The 18,390-nt window shown below is 60.5% G+C and carries 20 protein-coding genes; 15 read left to right on the forward strand and 5 right to left on the reverse strand.

The window, feature by feature from the left end:
- Positions 1-69: 69 nt before the first annotated feature.
- Genes ACYZTX_RS02270 through ACYZTX_RS02280 form a run of 3 tightly spaced genes read left to right on the forward strand, consistent with a single transcriptional unit; the run spans position 70 to position 4,255 of the window.
- On the forward strand, positions 70-1,605 hold the full coding sequence (locus ACYZTX_RS02270) for an MFS transporter (RefSeq protein ID WP_462032772.1): 1,536 nt from the start codon (positions 70-72) through the stop codon (positions 1,603-1,605).
- A gap of 26 nt (positions 1,606-1,631) precedes the next feature.
- A complete protein-coding gene (locus ACYZTX_RS02275) occupies positions 1,632-2,696 on the forward strand; it encodes an HlyD family secretion protein (RefSeq protein WP_462032773.1) in 1,065 nt (354 codons plus the stop codon).
- Complete coding sequence (locus tag ACYZTX_RS02280; protein ID WP_462032774.1) at positions 2,693-4,255, forward strand: efflux transporter outer membrane subunit; 1,563 nt, start codon at positions 2,693-2,695, stop codon at positions 4,253-4,255. The genes ACYZTX_RS02275 and ACYZTX_RS02280 overlap by 4 nt, the downstream gene beginning before the upstream one ends.
- A 70-nt stretch (positions 4,256-4,325) precedes the next feature.
- On the opposite strand, the gene ACYZTX_RS02285 is transcribed toward ACYZTX_RS02280, so the two are convergent.
- The 3 genes from ACYZTX_RS02285 to ACYZTX_RS02295 all read right to left on the reverse strand — a co-directional run bounded on the left by ACYZTX_RS02285 (position 4,326) and on the right by ACYZTX_RS02295 (position 6,414).
- Positions 4,326-4,709 (reverse strand): DUF6124 family protein, encoded by a 384-nt coding sequence (locus ACYZTX_RS02285; protein WP_462032775.1) that lies wholly within the window; start codon positions 4,707-4,709, stop codon positions 4,326-4,328.
- Between the two features lie 413 nt (positions 4,710-5,122).
- Positions 5,123-5,881, reverse strand: a complete 759-nt coding sequence (locus ACYZTX_RS02290; RefSeq protein ID WP_462032776.1) for a slipin family protein — start codon at positions 5,879-5,881, stop codon at positions 5,123-5,125.
- Between the two features lie 2 nt (positions 5,882-5,883).
- The gene (locus ACYZTX_RS02295; protein ID WP_462032777.1) at positions 5,884-6,414 is read right to left on the reverse strand and encodes an NfeD family protein; all 531 of its coding nucleotides are present in this window, start codon (positions 6,412-6,414) and stop codon (positions 5,884-5,886) included.
- A 198-nt stretch (positions 6,415-6,612) separates the two neighbouring features.
- Here ACYZTX_RS02295 and ACYZTX_RS02300 point away from each other — a divergent pair, with 198 nt between their 5' ends.
- The 4 genes from ACYZTX_RS02300 to ACYZTX_RS02315 all read left to right on the forward strand — a co-directional run bounded on the left by ACYZTX_RS02300 (position 6,613) and on the right by ACYZTX_RS02315 (position 8,117).
- The gene (locus ACYZTX_RS02300) at positions 6,613-7,074 is read left to right on the forward strand and encodes an aminoacyl-tRNA deacylase (RefSeq protein ID WP_462032778.1); all 462 of its coding nucleotides are present in this window, start codon (positions 6,613-6,615) and stop codon (positions 7,072-7,074) included.
- Positions 7,075-7,212: 138 nt separating this feature from the next.
- Positions 7,213-7,458: a DUF2789 domain-containing protein gene (locus tag ACYZTX_RS02305; protein WP_462032779.1), complete on the forward strand. Its 246-nt coding sequence runs from the start codon at positions 7,213-7,215 to the stop codon at positions 7,456-7,458.
- Between the two features lie 142 nt (positions 7,459-7,600).
- Entirely contained in the window at positions 7,601-7,846 is a 246-nt protein-coding gene (locus ACYZTX_RS02310; protein WP_462032780.1) for a type II toxin-antitoxin system Phd/YefM family antitoxin, read from the forward strand.
- Positions 7,836-8,117: a type II toxin-antitoxin system RelE family toxin gene (locus ACYZTX_RS02315; RefSeq protein WP_462032781.1), complete on the forward strand. Its 282-nt coding sequence runs from the start codon at positions 7,836-7,838 to the stop codon at positions 8,115-8,117. Before ACYZTX_RS02310 ends, ACYZTX_RS02315 begins: the two co-directional genes overlap by 11 nt.
- Positions 8,118-8,134: 17 nt before the next feature.
- On the opposite strand, the gene ACYZTX_RS02320 is transcribed toward ACYZTX_RS02315, so the two are convergent.
- Positions 8,135-8,317, reverse strand: coding sequence for a hypothetical protein (locus ACYZTX_RS02320; RefSeq protein ID WP_462032782.1), 183 nt, complete (start codon positions 8,315-8,317; stop codon positions 8,135-8,137).
- Positions 8,318-8,509: 192 nt separating this feature from the next.
- Between ACYZTX_RS02320 and ACYZTX_RS02325 the strand changes: the two genes are divergently transcribed.
- The 7 genes from ACYZTX_RS02325 (at position 8,510) to ACYZTX_RS02355 (ending at position 16,062) form a co-directional block, all read left to right on the forward strand.
- The gene (locus ACYZTX_RS02325; RefSeq protein WP_462036974.1) at positions 8,510-8,938 is read left to right on the forward strand and encodes a MarR family winged helix-turn-helix transcriptional regulator; all 429 of its coding nucleotides are present in this window, start codon (positions 8,510-8,512) and stop codon (positions 8,936-8,938) included.
- Positions 8,935-11,007, forward strand: coding sequence for an FUSC family protein (locus ACYZTX_RS02330; RefSeq protein ID WP_462032783.1), 2,073 nt, complete (start codon positions 8,935-8,937; stop codon positions 11,005-11,007). Before ACYZTX_RS02325 ends, ACYZTX_RS02330 begins: the two co-directional genes overlap by 4 nt.
- On the forward strand, positions 11,004-11,213 hold the full coding sequence (locus ACYZTX_RS02335; RefSeq protein ID WP_462032784.1) for a DUF1656 domain-containing protein: 210 nt from the start codon (positions 11,004-11,006) through the stop codon (positions 11,211-11,213). The genes ACYZTX_RS02330 and ACYZTX_RS02335 overlap by 4 nt, the downstream gene beginning before the upstream one ends.
- Positions 11,210-12,097 carry an efflux RND transporter periplasmic adaptor subunit gene (locus tag ACYZTX_RS02340; protein WP_462032785.1) on the forward strand — a complete coding sequence of 296 codons (888 nt, stop codon included), beginning with the start codon at positions 11,210-11,212 and terminating at the stop codon, positions 12,095-12,097. Before ACYZTX_RS02335 ends, ACYZTX_RS02340 begins: the two co-directional genes overlap by 4 nt.
- Positions 12,094-13,542, forward strand: a complete 1,449-nt coding sequence (locus ACYZTX_RS02345; RefSeq protein ID WP_462032786.1) for an efflux transporter outer membrane subunit — start codon at positions 12,094-12,096, stop codon at positions 13,540-13,542. The genes ACYZTX_RS02340 and ACYZTX_RS02345 overlap by 4 nt, the downstream gene beginning before the upstream one ends.
- Before the next feature lie 82 nt (positions 13,543-13,624).
- Complete coding sequence (locus tag ACYZTX_RS02350) at positions 13,625-14,263, forward strand: NADH:ubiquinone oxidoreductase subunit N (RefSeq protein WP_462032787.1); 639 nt, start codon at positions 13,625-13,627, stop codon at positions 14,261-14,263.
- Between the two features lie 293 nt (positions 14,264-14,556).
- Positions 14,557-16,062, forward strand: a complete 1,506-nt coding sequence (locus tag ACYZTX_RS02355) for a YdgA family protein (protein WP_462032788.1) — start codon at positions 14,557-14,559, stop codon at positions 16,060-16,062.
- A 90-nt stretch (positions 16,063-16,152) separates the two neighbouring features.
- On the opposite strand, the gene ACYZTX_RS02360 is transcribed toward ACYZTX_RS02355, so the two are convergent.
- On the reverse strand, positions 16,153-17,682 hold the full coding sequence (locus ACYZTX_RS02360) for an FAD-dependent oxidoreductase (RefSeq protein ID WP_462032789.1): 1,530 nt from the start codon (positions 17,680-17,682) through the stop codon (positions 16,153-16,155).
- A gap of 139 nt (positions 17,683-17,821) precedes the next feature.
- Here ACYZTX_RS02360 and ACYZTX_RS02365 point away from each other — a divergent pair, with 139 nt between their 5' ends.
- Positions 17,822-18,382: a YbhB/YbcL family Raf kinase inhibitor-like protein gene (locus ACYZTX_RS02365; protein ID WP_462032790.1), complete on the forward strand. Its 561-nt coding sequence runs from the start codon at positions 17,822-17,824 to the stop codon at positions 18,380-18,382.
- The last annotated feature ends 8 nt before the right edge of the window (positions 18,383-18,390 follow it).

Consider the following 18,390-nt stretch of genomic DNA (forward strand, 5'->3'; position numbering starts at 1 on the left):
TAAGTCAATTTTCGTAAGGTCCCGCGCTTCTTAAAATGCTTCGGTATTCAAACCCCGGAGCTTTAAGTCATGACTTCCCTCACGGTCACGGCACCTCTCGCCGCGGCCACCCCAGTCGCCGTCACGCCACCGGTCTTTGGTCCGAGGATCATCATCGGCCTGGTGGGCGTGTTGCTGGCGGTGCTGGTGTCGGGCCTGAACGAAATGGTGACCAAGGTTGCCTTGGCTGACATCCGCGGTGCGTTGGCCATCGGCTACGACGAAGGCACCTGGCTGGTTGCCAGTTACACCGCGACCTCGGTGGCCGCCATGGCCTTCGCGCCGTGGTGCTCGGTGACGTTCTCGTTGCGACGGTTCACCCTCTGCGCCATCAGCGCATTCACCCTGTTGGGCGTGTTGTGCCCGTTCGCGCCAAGCTACGAAAGCCTGCTGGTCATGCGCACCTTGCAAGGCCTGGCCGGCGGCGCGTTGCCGCCGATGCTGATGACCGTCGCGCTGCGCTTTTTACCGGCCAACGTGAAGCTTTATGGTCTGGCCGGTTATGCCCTGACCGCGACGTTCGGCCCAGGGCTCGGCACTCCGCTGGCCGGGTTGTGGACCGAATACGTCGGCTGGCAATGGACCTTCTGGCAAATCATCGCACCGTGCCTCATCGCTATGGCGGCGGTGGCTTATGGATTGCCCCAGGACCCGTTGCGCCTGGAACGCTTCAAACAATTCAACTGGCGTGGCTTGCTGCTGGGGTTTCCGGCGATCTGCATGCTGGTGATCGGCATTTTGCAAGGCAATCGGCTGGACTGGTTCGAGTCGAAACTGATCTGCGGATTGCTCGGGGGTGGGTTGCTGCTGATGGTGCTGTTCCTGATCAACGAATGGTCGCAACCGGTTCCGTTTTTCAAGATGCAGATGCTTGGCATCCGCAACCTGTCGTTCGCCTTGCTGACCCTGGCCGGGGTGCTGGTGGTGCTGCTGGCGGTGGTCATCATTCCGTCCAGTTACCTGGCGCAGGTGCAGGGTTATCGCCCGGTTCAGACCGCGCCGATCATGCTGCTGGCGGCGCTGCCGCAGTTGATTGCGCTGCCGTTGGTGGCGGCGCTGTGCAACCTGCGCTGGGTCGACTGTCGCTGGGTGTTGGGGATCGGTCTGAGCATGCTCGCGCTGTCCTGCTTCGGTGGGTCGCAGCTGACGTCGGTGTGGATTCGCGACGATTTCTACGTGCTGCAACTGCTGCAAATTTTCGGTCAGCCGATGGCGGTGCTGCCGCTGTTGATGCTCGCTACCGGCAGCATCAGCCCGATGGAAGGGCCCTTCGCTTCGGCCTGGTTCAACACCGTAAAAGGCCTGGCGGCGGTGGTCGCCATTGGCGTGCTGGAGGCGTTGACCACCTCAAGGCTGCATTTCCACTCGATGATGCTGGTGGACAACCTCGGCAATTTACCCCTGGTCGACAGCGACAGCGAGGGCCTTGCCCACCGACTGCATGAGCAGGCCGTGGTGCTGACGGCATCGGATCTATATCTGTGCATGGCCGGCGTCGCATTGGCGCTGATCCTGCTGATTTTCTGGCTGCCGACGCGGACCTATCCGCCGCGTGCACCGACTTGAATGCTCCACTGAAACAGAAGGTTTTTATGACGACTCAATCAAAGCAAAAAGTGGCCGTTGGCGTCGCCGCGGTGGTGGCGCTCGGCCTACTGATTTATCTGCTGGCACCCGGCCTGTTCGGCAAGCGTACGCAGCAAAACACCAATGACGCCTTTGTCTCGGCGGACTTCACGCTGGTGGTGCCGCGTGTGGCCGGGTTCATCAAGGAAGTGCTGGTGGAGGACAACCAGCAGGTCAAGGCCGGGCAGTTGCTGGCGTTGATTGATGACCGGGATTTGCGTGCCGCCGCTCAAGCCGCTGACGCTGAAACCCTGGTGGCCAGGGCGCAACTGCAACATGCCCGTGCGACCCTTGAGCGCCAGGCTTCGGTGATCGCTCAGGCCCAGGCCACTGTGGTGTCGGCCAAGGCTGAAATGGCCTTCGCCGAGCATGAATTGAATCGCTACAACCATCTCGCCGGGGTGGGCGCCGGCACTGTGCAGAACGCTCAACAAGCGCGGACTCGCATCGATCAGGCCACCGCGCGGCTGGCTAACGTGACGGCGGTGCTGGCGGCGGAGCGCAAGCAGGTGGACATCCTCACCGCCCAGCGTGACGCGGCGGAAGGAGGGCTGAAACGGGCGCAAGCGGCGCTGGAAATGGCCAGCTACGAGCTGTCCTACACGCGCATCGTTGCACCGCAGGACGGTATGGTCGGTGAACGCGCCGTTCGGGTCGGTGCCTATGTCACGCCGGGGAGCAAAATCCTGGCGGTGGTGCCGCTTGCGCAGGCTTATGTGGTCGCTAATTTTCAGGAGACCCAGCTGACAGACGTGCAACCGGGGCAGGGCGTGCAAGTGCGTGTCGACAGCCTCGGCGGCGAAGCCCTGAGCGGTCGCGTCGAGAGCATCGCACCGGCCACGGGTGTGACGTTCGCCTCGATCAAACCGGACAACGCCACCGGTAACTTCACCAAGGTGGTGCAGCGGATTCCGGTGAAAATCGTCCTCGATCCGGGTCAGGTATTGGCCGAGCGGTTGCGCGTGGGGATGTCGGTTGAGGCGAGTATTGATACTGCCGGTGCGAGCGAGCATGAGGTTGCTCAACGATGAAGACTTTTGTTGCCGGGGCTGGCGCCTTCGCGAGCAGGTCGAATCGTCGCACCGTCGCTCCCACATTGAAATGCATTCCCCTGTGGGAGCGAGCCTGCTCGCGAAGAGGCCGGTGGCCTCAACTCACCTTTTGCGCCTTGTTCGTCTTGAGCCTTTCCGCCTGCACCGTCGGCCCGGACTTCCACAAACCCGAGCCACAGCAAATTACCGAATGGTCAAAACCACCAAAGGCTGCCGAAAGCCAAGCCATCGCCGAGACCATGGACGAGCGCTGGTGGGAGGTTTTCAGCGATCCAAAACTCTCGGCCCTGACTCAACGTGCCCTGACCGATAACCTCGACCTGAAACTCGCCGGTAGCCGTTTGCAGCAAAGTCGCGCCGTGCGTCAGGTGATCACCGCCGACCGTTACCCGAACACCGCCGCCACTGGCAGCTACGGGCGTAAACGCAACAGCGGCGAAGGCTTGAACGATCCGTCGGGGTACAACGGTGACTCGGCGTTCAACCTGTGGGACGCAGGCTTCTCAGCATCCTGGGAACTGGATTTCTGGGGCCGTGTGCGCCGCGAAACCGAAGCGGCCGACGCCACCCTGGAAGTCGCGGAAAACGACCGACGCGGCGTGTTGCTGTCAGTCCTGGCCGAAACCGCTCAGGACTACATTCAGCTGCGCGGTGTGCAAAGTACGCGCGCCGTCACCGAGCAGAACCTCGACGTCGCCCGCCACAGCCTGAAACTCTCGCAGCTGCGCCTGGCCGACGGCGTCGCCACCGACCTGGACGTCGCCGAAGCCGCCGCCCAGGTAGCGGCCATCGAATCGCGTCTGCCAGCGCTGGAGCAGCGCCAGTCGCAACTGATCAACGCCTTGAGCCTGCTGATGGGCGAGCCGCCACAAGCGCTGCATGCCGAGTTATCCACTGACGCCCCGGTGCCGCAAACTCCGCGTCAGGTTGCTATCGGCCTGCCGTCGCAACTGGCCGAACGCCGCCCGGACATTCGCCAGGCCGAAGCCCGCCTGCATGCCGCGACCGCGAGCATCGGCGTGGCCAAGGGCGATTTCTATCCGCGGATCACCCTGTCTGGCAACATCGGATCGCAAGCCATGCAACTCAGCGATTTCGGCTCTTGGGGCGCACGCTCGTTCGGTATCGGCCCGCAATTCAGCTTGCCGCTGTTCGATGGCGGCCGCTTGCGTGGCGTGCTGCACCTGCGCGAAGCCCAACAACAGGAAGCCGCCATCGCCTACCAGCAAACCGTGCTGCGCGCCTGGCATGAAATCGACGATCAACTGATCGCGTATAACGCCAGCCAACTGCGCCGCGACAGCCTTGCCGAAGCCGTCCGCCAAAACCAGATCGCCCTGCGCACCGCGCAACAGCAATACGTGGAAGGGGTGGTGGATTTCGTTAACGTACTGACGGTGCAAGGCGCGTTGTTGGCGACCCAAGAGCAATTTGTGGAGAGTTTGACCGGGGTGTCGCTGGCGATGGTTGGTTTGTACAAGGCGTTGGGTGGGGGATGGGAATCGGTGTATCCGTTGGCGGAGTCGGCACAGCGCTAATTCGTTTCTATAAATCGAAAAAACCGGCCGAGGCCGGTTTTTTCACCCTATTCACCACAAATCTGCCCGACTAAACCTTGACCCGGGCCTGCATGATTTCCGACTCCTCCCAATGATCCAGCGCTCGCTCTACGAGCAACTGCACGCCATCGGCCATGCGGCTGAGCGCCAGGGCTACCGAGCGACGTGTCCCGTCCACATCGTCCGCCAGATTGGCAGCGATGGCGCTGATGGACAGCAGGTCTTCGGAGGCGTTGGCCAGAAGGCTTTCGGTGTTGACATCGGGGGCGACGGTGAAGAGGTTGCCTTTGCGGTGTCTGGGCGGTTTTTCCGTGGTCGGGGGGAAGTAGTGGGCGAAGGCGCGGTCTGCGGCTTCTTTGAGTTTTTCGTCTTCGAGAGAATCTTTGGAATCGGTTCCAGAGTTCTCTGGAGGATTAGGCGTTACTTTGAGCATATAAAATTTCCTAAACAGTTAAGTTGGAGCCGTCACCGTTCGCTTGCACGCGAATTGGGTGGCGGCCGTGCGCAGGTGTGCAAGACCGGGACTGTTTAGGACACCCAGCAGATCCGAGGATCTCCTGCGCGCAGCCGCCATAAAGCAATGAGCCATGGCAATTGCGCCCTAAACAGTTTCGTCGGACTTGCACGTCCGTGTCACCGTTTATTCAGTGACAAAGCCAGACTAGACCTGGGTTTGGGTCGTAACAAGTTCACCAACACCACTACAACTTGAAGGAAATCTCCGACGGGGCTACCGGACGTTGGTGTCTATGGGGAAGGTCAAAAGATCGCAGCCTTCGGCAGCTCCTACGTGGGCGCGGCGTACACCTGTAGGAGCTGCCGAAGGCTGCGATCTTTTGGGGGCCATCAAGGTTTTGACGACAAATCCGCCATGCCCTTGAGCAACTCGATCGGCAACGGAAAGACGATCGTCGACGTCTTGTCCCCGGCAATCGAACTCAAGGTCTGCATATACCGCAACTGCATGGCCCCAGGCTGGCGCCCGAGCATTTCAGCGGCTTGCATGAGTTTTTCCGAGGCCTGCAATTCGCCTTCCGCATGGATCACCTTGGCCCGGCGTTCCCGCTCGGCCTCGGCCTGCTTGGCGATGGCGCGGACCATCGATTCGTTGAGGTCCACGTGCTTGATCTCGACGTTGGCGACCTTGATGCCCCAGGCGTCGGTCTGGGCGTCGAGCACTTGCTGGATGTCGACGTTCAACCGCTCACGCTCGGCGAGCAATTCATCGAGCTCATGTTTACCGAGCACCGCCCGCAAGGTGGTCTGGGCCAGTTGGCTGGTGGCCATGAGAAAGTTTTCGACCTGGATGATCGCCTTCTGCGGATCAAGAACGCGGAAATACAGCACCGCGTTGACCTTGACCGATACGTTGTCGCGGGTGATCACGTCTTGCGGCGGTATGTCGAGGACCACGGTACGCAAGTCGACGCGAACCATTTGCTGGACCACCGGAATCAGCAGGATCAGGCCGGGGCCTTTGACCTGCCAGAAGCGCCCGAGCTGGAACACGACCCCGCGCTCGTATTCGCGCAGGATGCGGAAGGTCGACCCCGCCAGTGCAATCACCAGTAACAGCAGCGCGGCAAAACCCAGTTGCAGGCCCATGGTTATTCTCCACCCGGTGCCGCGTCAGCCGCGGCCACTTCCAGCAATAATCCCTTGCGTGCCACCACCCGGACCCTTTGCCCGGGTTGCAGCGGCGTGGCGCTGAGTACTTGCCACTTTTCGCCTTGCAGGTGCACCCAGCCGTTATAGGCATTGCCGGCCAGCGACATCACCTGGGTCACGCTACCCACCAGTCCTGCATCGCCGCTGACGTTTTCGCGCGGTCGGGTTTTCAGGGCGTGGATCAGCAGGAAGATCGGCAACAGGGCACTGATCAGGCCCAAGCCGATCATCAACGGAACAGGCACCTCGGTGTTGGTCAGAATCACCGCGCCGATCACGAACATCACAATGCCGCCCAGACCGATCACGCCGTAATTGGGCAAGGCCGCCTCGGCGATCAGAAACGCGATGCCGAACGTGATCAGCCAGATCCCGATGGGGTTGGGCACCAGCAGGAAAACGGTGTCCGCCGCGCCTACCGATCCGCTCAAGGCCAACAGCAGCGCAACTGCACAACAACGAGTGTTCACGTGACCCTCCGGGAGAGTCATTGATGGTTCTTTATACAGTCTAGCCGAGCTCTTGATTGGACGAATTTTGATCAGTTTTCGACGTTGACCCGGCGGGCGGATTTCCCGCGCGGTTGCGCCAGCGGGCCTAGACTTTTAGTGGAGAGAAAAGGTTTAACCATCGTCTGCGAACAGTTGTTGCGGACACCGAGGTGCATCATGCGTATGGCAAGAACCCTGCAGAACAGCCTGGAGAAGGCGCACTGCGAATATGACATCGTTTCCCACCCGCACTCGGCCAGCAGCCTTGAAACCGCACGGCTTGCGGGCATTCCTGCCGAACGGGTGGCCAAGTCGGTAATCCTCGACGACCAACACGGGCATTTCTTGATGGCTGTGCTGCCCGCCAGCCGCCATCTGGACCTGAGCAAAGTTCGCAGTAGTGGCGAATGGCAGGTCTCCCGGGAAAGCAACCTGCCGCACCTGTTCGATGATTGTGAACGCGGCGCCGTGCCAGCCCTGGGCGAGTCCTATGGGCTCGACGTGGTCATCGACCCGCTATTGACCCGCCAGAAAGACATCTACCTGGAAGCCGGCAACCACACCAATCTGCTGCACATGAATATGCCGGAGTTTCTGAAAATGGTGCCGCATGCGGAGGTGCGAGAGTTGAGCCAGTGAGTTTTGCGGTATCAGTTACATCGCCTTCGCGAGCAGGCTCGCTCCCACAGTTGACCGCGTGTCCCTGTGGGAGCGAGCCTGCTCGCGATTGACTGCGCAGCAGTCACCCAATCATTTGCCATAAAAAAGGAGCCCGACATGGAATCCCCAACCCACAGCCTCCCTTCCTTGTTCAAACAACTCGGCCTGCCCGATGACGCCCAAAGCATCGACCAATTCATCGCCACCCACTCACCGCTCAAGCCTGAACTGCATTTGGCCGATGCTTTTTTCTGGAGCAAGAGCCAGGCGCAGTTTTTGCGTGACGATATTCTGGATGACGCGGATTGGGCGGAGGTGGTGGATCAGTTGAATGTGCTGTTGAGGAAGGGGCGGGGGGTGTAAAAATCTGAGCAAAATGACTGAAATGTGCAAAAAACTGGTGAGCGGTAAAAAAATCTGAGTGCAAATCCAATTTTAGAGTTTTTCTAGGTTGCTCATAAAACGTGAATGGACCAGAATCGAGACCTAAATTGAGGTCTTAATTATGCAAAATGTTTTGGCCGACATCGCTGTAAGCGTGTCTGAGTTGAAGAAAAATCCATCAGCAGTACTGAACGGCGCCCATGGCGGGCCTGTGGCAGTGCTAAATCACAATCGGGTCATGGGCTACATGGTTCCGGCCGATGTTTTCGAGTGCATGATGGAGCGACTCGATGATCTTGATCTGGCGGAGATTGTTCGCTCACGCAGGCACGAGACACCGATCCCGGTAAATTTGGATGACCTATAAGCTCGAATTCCTGCCGTCCGCACGCAAGGAGTGGGACAAGCTGGGTCATACGCTGCGCGAGCAATTCAAAAAGAAACTGGCAGAGCGACTTCAGCTCCCGCGAGTACCGTCAGACTCACTACATGGAATGCCTGACTGCTACGAAATCAAGTTGCGCTCATCGGGGTACAGGTTGGTGTACGAAGTTATTGATGAGCGTGTGGTCGTTTCGGTAGTGGCAGTGGGCAAGCGTGAACGTAGCGCTGTTTACGACCGAGCCAAGAAACGTTAATAGTCTCCCGACCTTTCTTATTCCGCCGCCTGCGCCCGCTTGGCGGCAAATTCAGTTTCGATCTCTTCATCGCTGAAGTATTGGCCTTGACGCTGTGATAGCCGTGCCGCGTCCACTTTCCTTTGCAGGAAATCGCGGTACTGCTTTGAGTATGCAGAATCCAGGGTGTTTTCAGATTCTGATTCAGGAGGTTTAGTCATTGGTTAAGTCTCGGTCCGGTCGCAAAGCGTTACGCAGTTTCGTGCTACGGCGATTCCTGCCGAAGCTAGTCATGGGTCATGCCCACCAATTTGTTTCAAAACTTGACCAGCTTTCCCCTCCAATGCCATATTGATAGTTAGCAAACTAACTGTGTGTCTCCCCTCGTGCCGAAGAACCTCGACGCTCTCCAGATGAACATCAGCAGCTCCATGGTGGTGGCCGCCAGGCATTGGCGCCGGATCTGCCAGACCACGCTGGTCAACTATGGAATCTCCGAAGCCTGTGCCGTTCCGTTGTTGATGATCGGGCGTTTGGGCGAGGGTGTGCGGCAGGTGACGGTGGCGCAGGCAGCCGGGATGGAGAGCCCGTCCCTGGTGCGCCTGCTGGATCAGTTGTGTCACGCCGGCTACGTCTGCCGTACCGAAGACGCCCATGACCGGCGCGCCAAATGCCTGAGCCTGACCGAGACGGGTCGTGAGTTGGTGCAAGCCGTCGAAATCGAGCTGGTGCGTTTGCGCCATGAAGTGCTCGAAGGAATTGATCAGAGTGATCTGGAAGCGGCGTTGCGCGTACTGAAGGCTTTTGAATCGGCTAATCATCTGCCGGTGGTGAACCCTTGAGCGGTTTTTTCACCGGCGTTCCCCCGGCGCGGGACTGGTTCTACGGTGTGCGGACGTTCGCGGCATCGATGATTGCGCTGTACATCGCCATGCTCATGCAAATGCCCCGGCCTTATTGGGCGATGGCCACGGTCTACATCGTCTCCAGTCCGTTTGTCGGCCCTACCAGTTCCAAGGCGTTGTACCGCGCTGTCGGCACCCTTCTCGGTGCCGCTGCGGCGGTTTTTTTCGTGCCGATGTTTGTCCAGAGCCCCTATGTGCTGGTGGTGGTCATTGCGCTGTGGACCGGGATTCTGCTGTTCCTGTCGCTGCACCTGCGCACCGCCAACAGCTACGCGCTGATGCTCGCCGGGTACACCTTGCCGCTGATCGCCCTGCCCGTCGTGGATAACCCGTTGGCGGTGTGGGACGTGGCCGAAGCGCGGACGGAAGAAATCTTCCTCGGCATCGCCGTGGCGGCGGTGGTCGGCGCCATGTTCTGGCCTCGGCGGCTGGCGCCGGTGTTCAATGATTCGGTGAACAAATGGTTTGCCGATGCCTCGACTTACAGCCTGCGTTTCCTCCGCCGCAACGTGCAGCCGGACGAAGTCAGCGCGCTACGCTCCTCGATGGTCGCGACCTTCAACACGCTGGAATTGATGATTGGTCAGTTGCCCCATGAAGGCGCGCGGCCGCAAACGGTGCGCAACACCAAGGAACTGCGCGGGCGCATGATTCACCTGCTGCCAGTGATCGACGCCTTCGACGACGCGCTTTATGCCCTTGAGCGGCGCACGCCCGAGCTTGTGGATAAATTCGCGCCGCTGCTGGCCGCGACCACCGAATGGCTCGACCACAAAGACGCCGACCTGGAGCGCTGGCAAGCACTGAAAGATCAACTCGAAGCGCTGCAACCGTCCGCCGAAGCGCTGGATGATCGCAAGCAGCTGCTGTTCTCAAATGCCCTGTATCGCCTCGGTGAGTGGATCGATGTGTGGCAGGACTGTCGCAGCCTGCAATACGCCATCCAGTGCGAAAGCCAGGACAACTGGCGCGCGGTCTATCGGCACTGGCGGCTCGGTCGGCTGTCGCCGTTTCTCGACCGTGGGTTGATGCTCTATTCGGCGGCGTCCACGGTCAGCGCCATCATCGTCGCCTCGGTACTGTGGATCCTGCTCGGCTGGACCGACGGTGGCGCCGCGGTGATTCTGGCGGCGGTGGCGTGCAGCTTTTTCGCGTCGATGGACGACCCGGCACCGCAGATCTACCGGTTCTTTTTCTGGACGGCGATGTCGGTGTTGTTCGCCAGCCTCTATCTGTTTCTGGTCCTGCCCAACCTGCATGACTTCCCGATGCTGGTGCTGGCATTTGCCGTGCCGTTCATTTGCATCGGCACCCTGACGGTCAAGCCGCAGTTTTATCTGGGCATGCTGCTGACCCTCGTCAACACCTCGTCCTTCATCAGCATTCAGGGCGCCTACGACGCGGATTTCCTCAGCTTCGCCAACTCCAACCTGGCCGGTCCCGTGGGCTTGTTGTTCGCCTTCGTCTGGACCCTGATCGCCCGGCCGTTCGGCGCTGAACTGGCGGCCAAGCGTCTGACCCGTTTCAGCTGGCGCGACATTGTCAGCCTGACCGAGCCGGCCACGTTGTCTGAGCACCGGCACTTGGGCGTGCAGATGCTCGATCGCCTGATGCAGCACTTGCCGCGCCTGGCCATGACCGGCCAGGACACCGGCATCGCCCTGCGGGAAGTGCGCGTGGCGCTGAATCTGCTGGATTTGCTGGCCTACACACCGCGAGTCCTCGGCGTGCCGCAAGCGCTGCTGCACCAGGTGGTGGCCGAGGTCGGCGAGTATTTCAAAGCCTGCCTCAAGGCTGGCGAACGTTTGCCGGCGCCGACTCCGCTGCTGATGACCCTCGACCGCACCCGTCGTGCCCTCAACACGGCGTGCGATGAGGGCGCTCGTCTGCATTTACTGCATGCCCTGAGCGGTCTGCGCCTGTCGCTGCTGCCAGGGGTGGAATTCGTCGGCAACGGCGAGCTCGAAGAACCGCTTCCCCATGGCATTGATGGAGCGCCTTTATGATCGGTGATCTGGATTTCAGCGGGGTGTTCCTGCCCACGCTGCTGGTGCTGATGGGCATTACGTACATGTTTTACCTGCTGGTGCACGGGTTGCTGACGCGCCTGCACTTTTACCGTCTGGTCTGGCACCGGGCATTGTTTAACGTGGCTCTCTACGCTGTGCTGCTCGGCGCCGTGGACTCACTCAGTCGATACCTGATGACATGAAAAAACCTTTTTTGACCCTCGGTCGCGTGGTCCTGACCCTGCTGATCGTGAGCTTCGCCGTCGTCGTGGTCTGGCGCATGGTGATGTATTACATGTTCGCGCCCTGGACCCGGGATGGCCACATCCGCGCCGACATCGTGCAGATCGCACCGGACGTGTCCGGGTTGATCCAGCGCGTCGACGTGCGTGACAACCAACCGGTGAAGCGTGGCCAGGTGCTGTTCAGCATTGATCAGGACCGTTTCAAACTGGCCTTGCGTCAGGCCAAGGCAGCGGTCGCCGACCGTCAGGAAACCCTGGCGCAGGCGCAACGCGAAGCCAAGCGTAACCGTGGCCTCGGCAATCTGGTGCCGGGTGAGCAACTGGAAGAAAGCCAGTCCCGGGTGGCCCGCGCCGAAGTGGCGTTGATGGAAGCTCAGGTGGCCGTGGACAGCGCACAGCTCAACCTCGACCGCTCGACCATCCGCAGCCCGGTGGATGGCTACGTCAACGACCGGGCACCGCGGGCTCAGGAATTTGTCACGGCCGGGCGCCCGGTGTTGTCGGTGGTGGACAGCAATTCGTTCCACATCGACGGTTATTTCGAAGAAACCAAACTGGACGGCATTCATGTCGGCCAGAGTGTCGATATTCGGGTCATCGGCGACCGAGCTCGTCTGCGCGGGCATGTGGAAAGCATCGTCGCCGGCATCAAAGACCGCGACCGCAGCAGCGGCAGTAACCTGCTGCCCAACGTCAACCCGGCGTTCAGTTGGGTGCGGCTGGCGCAACGGATTCCGGTGCGGATCGCTTTCGATGACGTGCCGGCGGATTTCCGCATGATCGCCGGGCGTACCGCCACGGTATCGATCATTGACGATCAAACCCGGGAGCCGGCGAAATGAGCAGGGCCTCGGGTTTGGCTGTCGCCGGATTAGGCCTGTTGTTGTCAGCCTGTCAGGTGGTCGGGCCGGATTATCGGTTGCCGGACGAAGCCGCGGTACACCGTGAAGACTTGCAGGGCGACTTGGCGGTGAACGGCAAAAATGTCGTCTCGGCACCGGTGCCCAGCGATTGGTGGCGCTTGTATCAGGACCCGCGCCTCGATCAATTGGTCCAGCAGGCCATGGCCTCCAACACCGATTTGCGCGTAGCGGCGGCGAACCTTTCCCGGGCACGCGCGCAGGTCGATGAGGCTCAAGCGGCAGGTGGCTGGAGCGGCGGCGTGAAGATCGGCGCCCAGCGTTTGCAGGAGTCCGGTGAAGCGTTCTTGCTACCGGAGAAAGTGCCGGTGGCCAACGTCGGCGACATTGGCATTACCACCTCGTATCAGTTCGACCTGTTTGGCACGTTGCAGCGCGGCATCGAGGCAGCCAAAGCCAATGCCGATGCGACTCAAGCCGCGGCGGATACGGCGCGGATTACCTTGGTGGCCGATGTGGTTCGGGCCTATACCCAAGTCTGTGCGGCCAACGAAGAGCAGGAAATCGCCCAGCACTCCCTCGACTTGCAAGCCCAGGGCACCACGCTGATCCAGCGCTTGCGCGACGCCGGGCGTGGCGATGAAACCCAGGTCACCCGCTCACAAACCCAATTCAAATCCTTGCGCGCCGACATGCCGCGCTATGAGGCGGCGCGTCAGGCCGGTTTGTTCCGGTTGTCGATGCTGCTGGCGAAACCGCTGGACCAACTGCCGGCCGGCACCGACCGCTGCGCCGAACTGCCGAAAATTGCGCAATTGTTGCCGGTGGGTGACGGCGCAACGTTGCTCAAGCGCCGCCCCGATGTGCGACAGGCCGAGCGACGACTGGCTGCCGCGACCGCCGGCATCGGCATTGCCACCGGCGAGTTGTACCCGGACATCAGCATCGGCGCGACCGTTGGTACCGTCGGCATCCTGGAAAACCTCGGCAAACCGGCGACCAATCGCTGGGGCTTCGGCCCGTTGCTGACCTGGACCGTGCCGTCCAACGGCTCCCGCGCACGCATTCGCGAGGCTGAAGCCGCCACCCAAGGCGCGCTGGCACGTTTCGATGGTGTGGTGCTCAACGCCATCCGCGAAACCCAGACAGGCTTGGCCCAGTACTCCGCGTTGTTGCAACGTCGCGATGCGCTGGCCGACGCCGAGCAATCGGCGCAACTGGCGGCAGACCAGACCCACCGCTTCTTCCAGGCCGGTCGCGCATCGTTCCTGGCGGACCTGCAAGCGACCCGCACCTACACCGATGTGCGGGCGCAACTGGCCACTGCCAACACGCAAGTTGCCATGAGCCAGATCGATTTGTTCCTGGCATTGGGCGGCGGCTGGGAAAGCGGACGAACGCAAGCGTCACAGCCCGGCAAACCCTGAGGCCGTTGCTATGCTTTGATTTGATGAGGTCGCGCGACGATCTCATCAATCAAGGCTCGCGATGGTCATGGGGATTCGAATAATGAAAAACCCTTATGCTCCCGGCTTCTGGTGCGCTATAGCGGCATTGGTGTTGCTGTCGGCCACCTATTTCTACGGCATCATGCTGGCCCACCAGATCGACAAGGCACTGGTGTTTCTCGACAGCGCCGCGGCACTGATTGCCGTGATGGCGATCGTGGTGGTGGCCTGGGCTTCCGTTCAGGGCCTGCGCATCAAAAAAAGACAACTCGAACAAGGCAAGACCCTGGTGCTGATCTGGGACACCAAGGTCGCGCTGCGCCGTGTCGAAACGGTGTTCGATCGGTATTTCTGGGGCAGTTACTGGCAACCGGGGCGCACGTTCCAGGAAGTCATGGGCGAACTCACCGGCACGCCGCTGGAAAAAAGCCTCGAAACCCTGAAAAAACAATGCCAGGCGCTGGACAAGCAAATGGCCGAGGACGGCTGGCACTGGCTCAACAACGCCCGTGAACTCTCCGATGTCGCCAACGCCATGGCCCGCGAACGTTATCAACTGGACTTCTGCGACCCGCGCTCGGAATCCCCAAGCGGCACGGCGGTGATCAATCGCGACTTCGAAGTGCTGGTCTATACATGGACCGCACGGCTCAAGAGCTTTGATCATCAGCTGGATGAGATTGAGGTTCAGTATTCCTGAATTGATGTTGCCTGTACTGACGCCTTCGCGAGCAGGCTCGCTCCCACATGGGATTTGTAATCGACACATAACCCATGTGGGAGCGAGCCTGCTCGCGAAGGCGATTTAATGCCCGCTGAAACTCTCCATCCTTGTGAGCGGTCCATAGACACTCTTTAACCTTTAATCATTGGGTTGCCCGGTGCGCCTGATGCTAATCTGCATCGCACTTTTAGCGCAGTCGTGACCGCAACCCGTCAGGGGTTCAGGGAAGACGACCACACCTTCAACAACGGACATTGATCGGGCCATTCATGAATAAATCAGCAGGCGTGCTTCTAGGAATTGTGGTCGCCATCGGTGCAATCAGCGCCGGCGGTGCCTGGTACACCGGGACCAAACTCGAAGGTGTGCTGAACACCTCGATCGCCGATGCCAACAAAGAGCTGCAAACCGCGCTGGTCGGTTCCAAGGGCAAGGCGTCGCTGGAACTGGTGTCGCTGGAGCGCAATGTATTCAGCAGCACCGCGCACTACCGCCTCAAGGGCGAAGGCGAGATGTTCGGTGAAGCCCCGGTGGAGCTGCTGTTTGTCGATCACATTGAACACGGTCCGCTGCCGTTTTCGCGCCTGGTGTCGCTGAAATGGCTGCCAGTCCTGGCCACCAGTCACTACGAACTGGAAAGAACCCCGACCACCGAGAAGTGGTTCGCCGCTGCCAAGGACAAATCCCCTCTGACGGGCGTGGTCAACATCGGCTACGACAACTCCACCAACGGCACCCTCCAATTGCTGCCGCTGGACGTCGCGCTTGACGACAAGTCCAGCCTGAAATTTTCCGGGCTGAACCTTGATGTCGCCGCCAGCGCTCAAGCGCAGAAGGTCAAGGCCAACGGCTACATGGACAGCCTGACGCTGAGCACGGTCGCCGAAGATCAGACGCCGGTGAAGGTCGAACTGAATGGCCTGACCCTGGCCAGCAACCTGACAAAAAGCACTTACGGTTACTACACCGGCGAGAACACCGTCGAGCTGACCGACAGCAAGACCACCTTCGGCGCCAAGCAGTCGGTATTGGGTTTCAAGAAATTTGAAATGAAGAACCAGACCGAGGAATCGGGCACCAGCGCTTCGGGGCGTGCCGATTACAAGGTGGGTGAGGTGACCTTGGACGGCAAGGCTGTCGGGTCTGCACAGATGGCCATGAGCCTGAAGAACCTCGACATCCCGGCCACCCTGTCGTTGATGCAGATTTACCAGACCAAACTGCAGCCGTACGAGAAGGCCGCTGCTGAGGCCGTTGCTGCGGGTGAACCGGCCCCAGAGTTGGTCTTGACCCCGGCCGAAGAGGCGCAAGTCAAAACCGGCCTGGAGAAACTGCTGGCCGCCGGCCCGCAGGTCGCCCTGGAAAATCTGTCGTTCAAAACCCCCAATGGCGAAAGCCGCGCCAACCTGGTGCTCGACCTGACCAAACCACAATCCATGGACCTGCCGCCAGATCAGTTAACCCAACAACTGATCGCGTTGCTGGACGTCAACGTGCAAGTGTCCAAGCCAATGCTCGTTGACCTGCTGAGCGTGCAGTCGCAAATCGACGGTCAGACCGACGCCAAGCTCATCGCCGATCAGGCCACCGCCACCGCCGACATGTTCAGCAGCATGGCAGTCGGCACGCAGTTGGCAAAACTGGAAGGCAATAACGTCGTCGCCAAACTGCACTACGCCAATAATCAGGTGGAATTCAACGGCCAGAAAATGACCGTCGGAGAGTTTGTCGGGTTCGTCATGGGCAAGTTCGGCGGAAATGTCACCGTCCAGTAAAACCAGGCCTTACCCACCGACGCCCGGCCTCTGCGCAACGCAGACGCCGGGCGTTTTGCTGTCTGGCGTTTGAAATGGGGGGAGCAGCCGTTAATTCAAGTCCCGAATCAGCCGCCATGCCTCGTCCACCGGCAGCGGCTGCTTCATCCGTTCGGCGAGCAGCGCTACCGCACGTTCTTCATCGCAAGCCACCGCGGCGACCACCAATCCGTACTTACCGAACAGCCCGATAAAGGGTGGATGGTCGGGGTCGCCTTTGAACTCGATCTCGTCCCAGGTTTCGGCGTGTCCAAGGTAGTCGTAGTTTTTACCGAAGTGCCAGGTCCAGAAATAGGGCACACCGAGGTAATGCTCGTCGCCGCCGAGCATGTTCATCGCCGCGATCCGCGCCTGTTGCTGTGCCAGACGCCAGTGTTCGATCCGTTGTGGCTGGCCGTTGAGCGGGAAGGTCGCGATATCGCCAGCGGCCCAAAGCCCATCGGTCACGCGCATCCCGCCGTCGACCTTCAGTGATTGGTCCTTTTCCATGGGCAGGCCGGTAAATGCGCCGGTTGCCGGGCTGACGCCAATGCCGACCAGCACCAAATCCGCCGGTATACGTTGGCCGTTGTCCAGACGCACCGCTTCGACCCTGGCGGCTCCTTCGATGTGCGTTGCTTCGCCATCCGTATGAAACACCACGCCGTTGGCCTCGTGCAGGGCACGAATCGCTTTGCCGACTGCGTCACCAAACTGTTTGACGAAAGGCACGGCGTGGCGGGCCAGAACGGTGACGTCCAGGCCGAATTGACGCAGCGAGGAGGCGGATTCCATGGCGATAAAACTGTCGCCGATAATCACCGCTCGTTGGCCTGGTTTTGCCGACTCCAGAATTCGCTGCGCCTGATCCTTGGAACGCAGCAAGAACACCTGCGGCAGGTCGGCGCCAGGCAGCGTAAGAGGATTGGGTGTGGCTCCGGTGGCGAGCAGCGCGGCGTCGTAGCTTAGCGATTGCCCGTCGAGCAACTGCAACGTTTTGTTCGCGGCGTCCAGGCTCGCCACTTCAGCGTTTATTCGCTCAATGCGCTGGGCGCGATAAAAGTGTTCATCACGCAGCGGCGGGATTTCTGCCGGCGGCATCTCCCCGGCAATCACGAATTTGCTCAATACCGTGCGGTCGTAACCGGCTTCGGTTTCACGGTCGATCAACAGCACCCGACCACCGAAGCCTCTCTCCCGCAGCGCCGCCGCACCCGCCGTGCCTGCGGCGCCGGCGCCGATGATCACAAACGTCCGCTCATCGTCCGCCGGTGGGGTGTGAGCGTCGGACATCGGCTGATCGTCGACCCAGACCTCATCTTCGCGCACCTCAAGGGGAAAACGCTTGAGGCTGTCCAGAGCTGGCGGTTCGCACAGCGCACCGTCCTCGATCCGAAACGTTGCCTTGTGCCACGGGCAGATCAAGCGCCCATGACGCAGCGCACCCTCGGCCAGCGGTGCGCCGGCGTGAGGGCATTCGCCCTGATAGGCGCGCAATTGATCGCCGACCCGCAGCAGGACAATTTTCGTGTCCGCGATCCGCACTTCCAGGCCATGGTCTTCGGGAACGTCGGCGTAACAGGCAACGCGGTGCAGTGCCATGATCATTCTCCAGGCAAGCGTTTCACTTAAGAGTTTGGTGCTTCTCTGGAGGTTCAGCCAATTCCCACTGCCACCGAATGAACGGTCCGGCTATAGTTTGCACGCCGACGACGGCCCCACCCGCACAAGGTGCTCCGGTATGCCCCGATTGACCTCTCTGAACCCTTGGCTGGCGGCCGTTGCAGTCGCCCTTTGCGTGCAATTTTCGGCGCAGGCCCAGGAGCGTTTTACCCTGAACATCCCAGGTGTCACCGACGATCGACTGTTCACCTCGGCTGCCGCCAGCGATGCGCCCAATTGCGGTGGGCACAACCAGTCACCGGCCTTGAACTGGAACGCCGGGCCGGCGGGTACGTTGAGCTATGCCATCGTCATGCACGATCCTGACGGCCAAAAAGGCCAAGGCGTCGATCACTGGGTGCATTACGGCATCAAAGCCACGACTCATCAGATTGCCGCCGGCGTCGGCGCAAAATCCGCCCTTGAAGGTGTCGGTGGCACTAACAGCAAAGGCAACACAGGTTATGTCGGCCCTTGCCCGCCGGTCGGCGACAGTGCGCACCACTACATCATCCAGCTCTACGCCCTGGACCTGGCCCCGGAAGCTTTACCTGCCGGTCTGACGCGCGCGCAGCTACTGGAAAAAATCAAAGGCCATGTGCTGAAAAACAGCAGTGTGGTGCGGCGTTATCACCGCTGAAGTTTTTT

The organism is Pseudomonas sp. MDT1-17, from assembly GCF_054898105.1.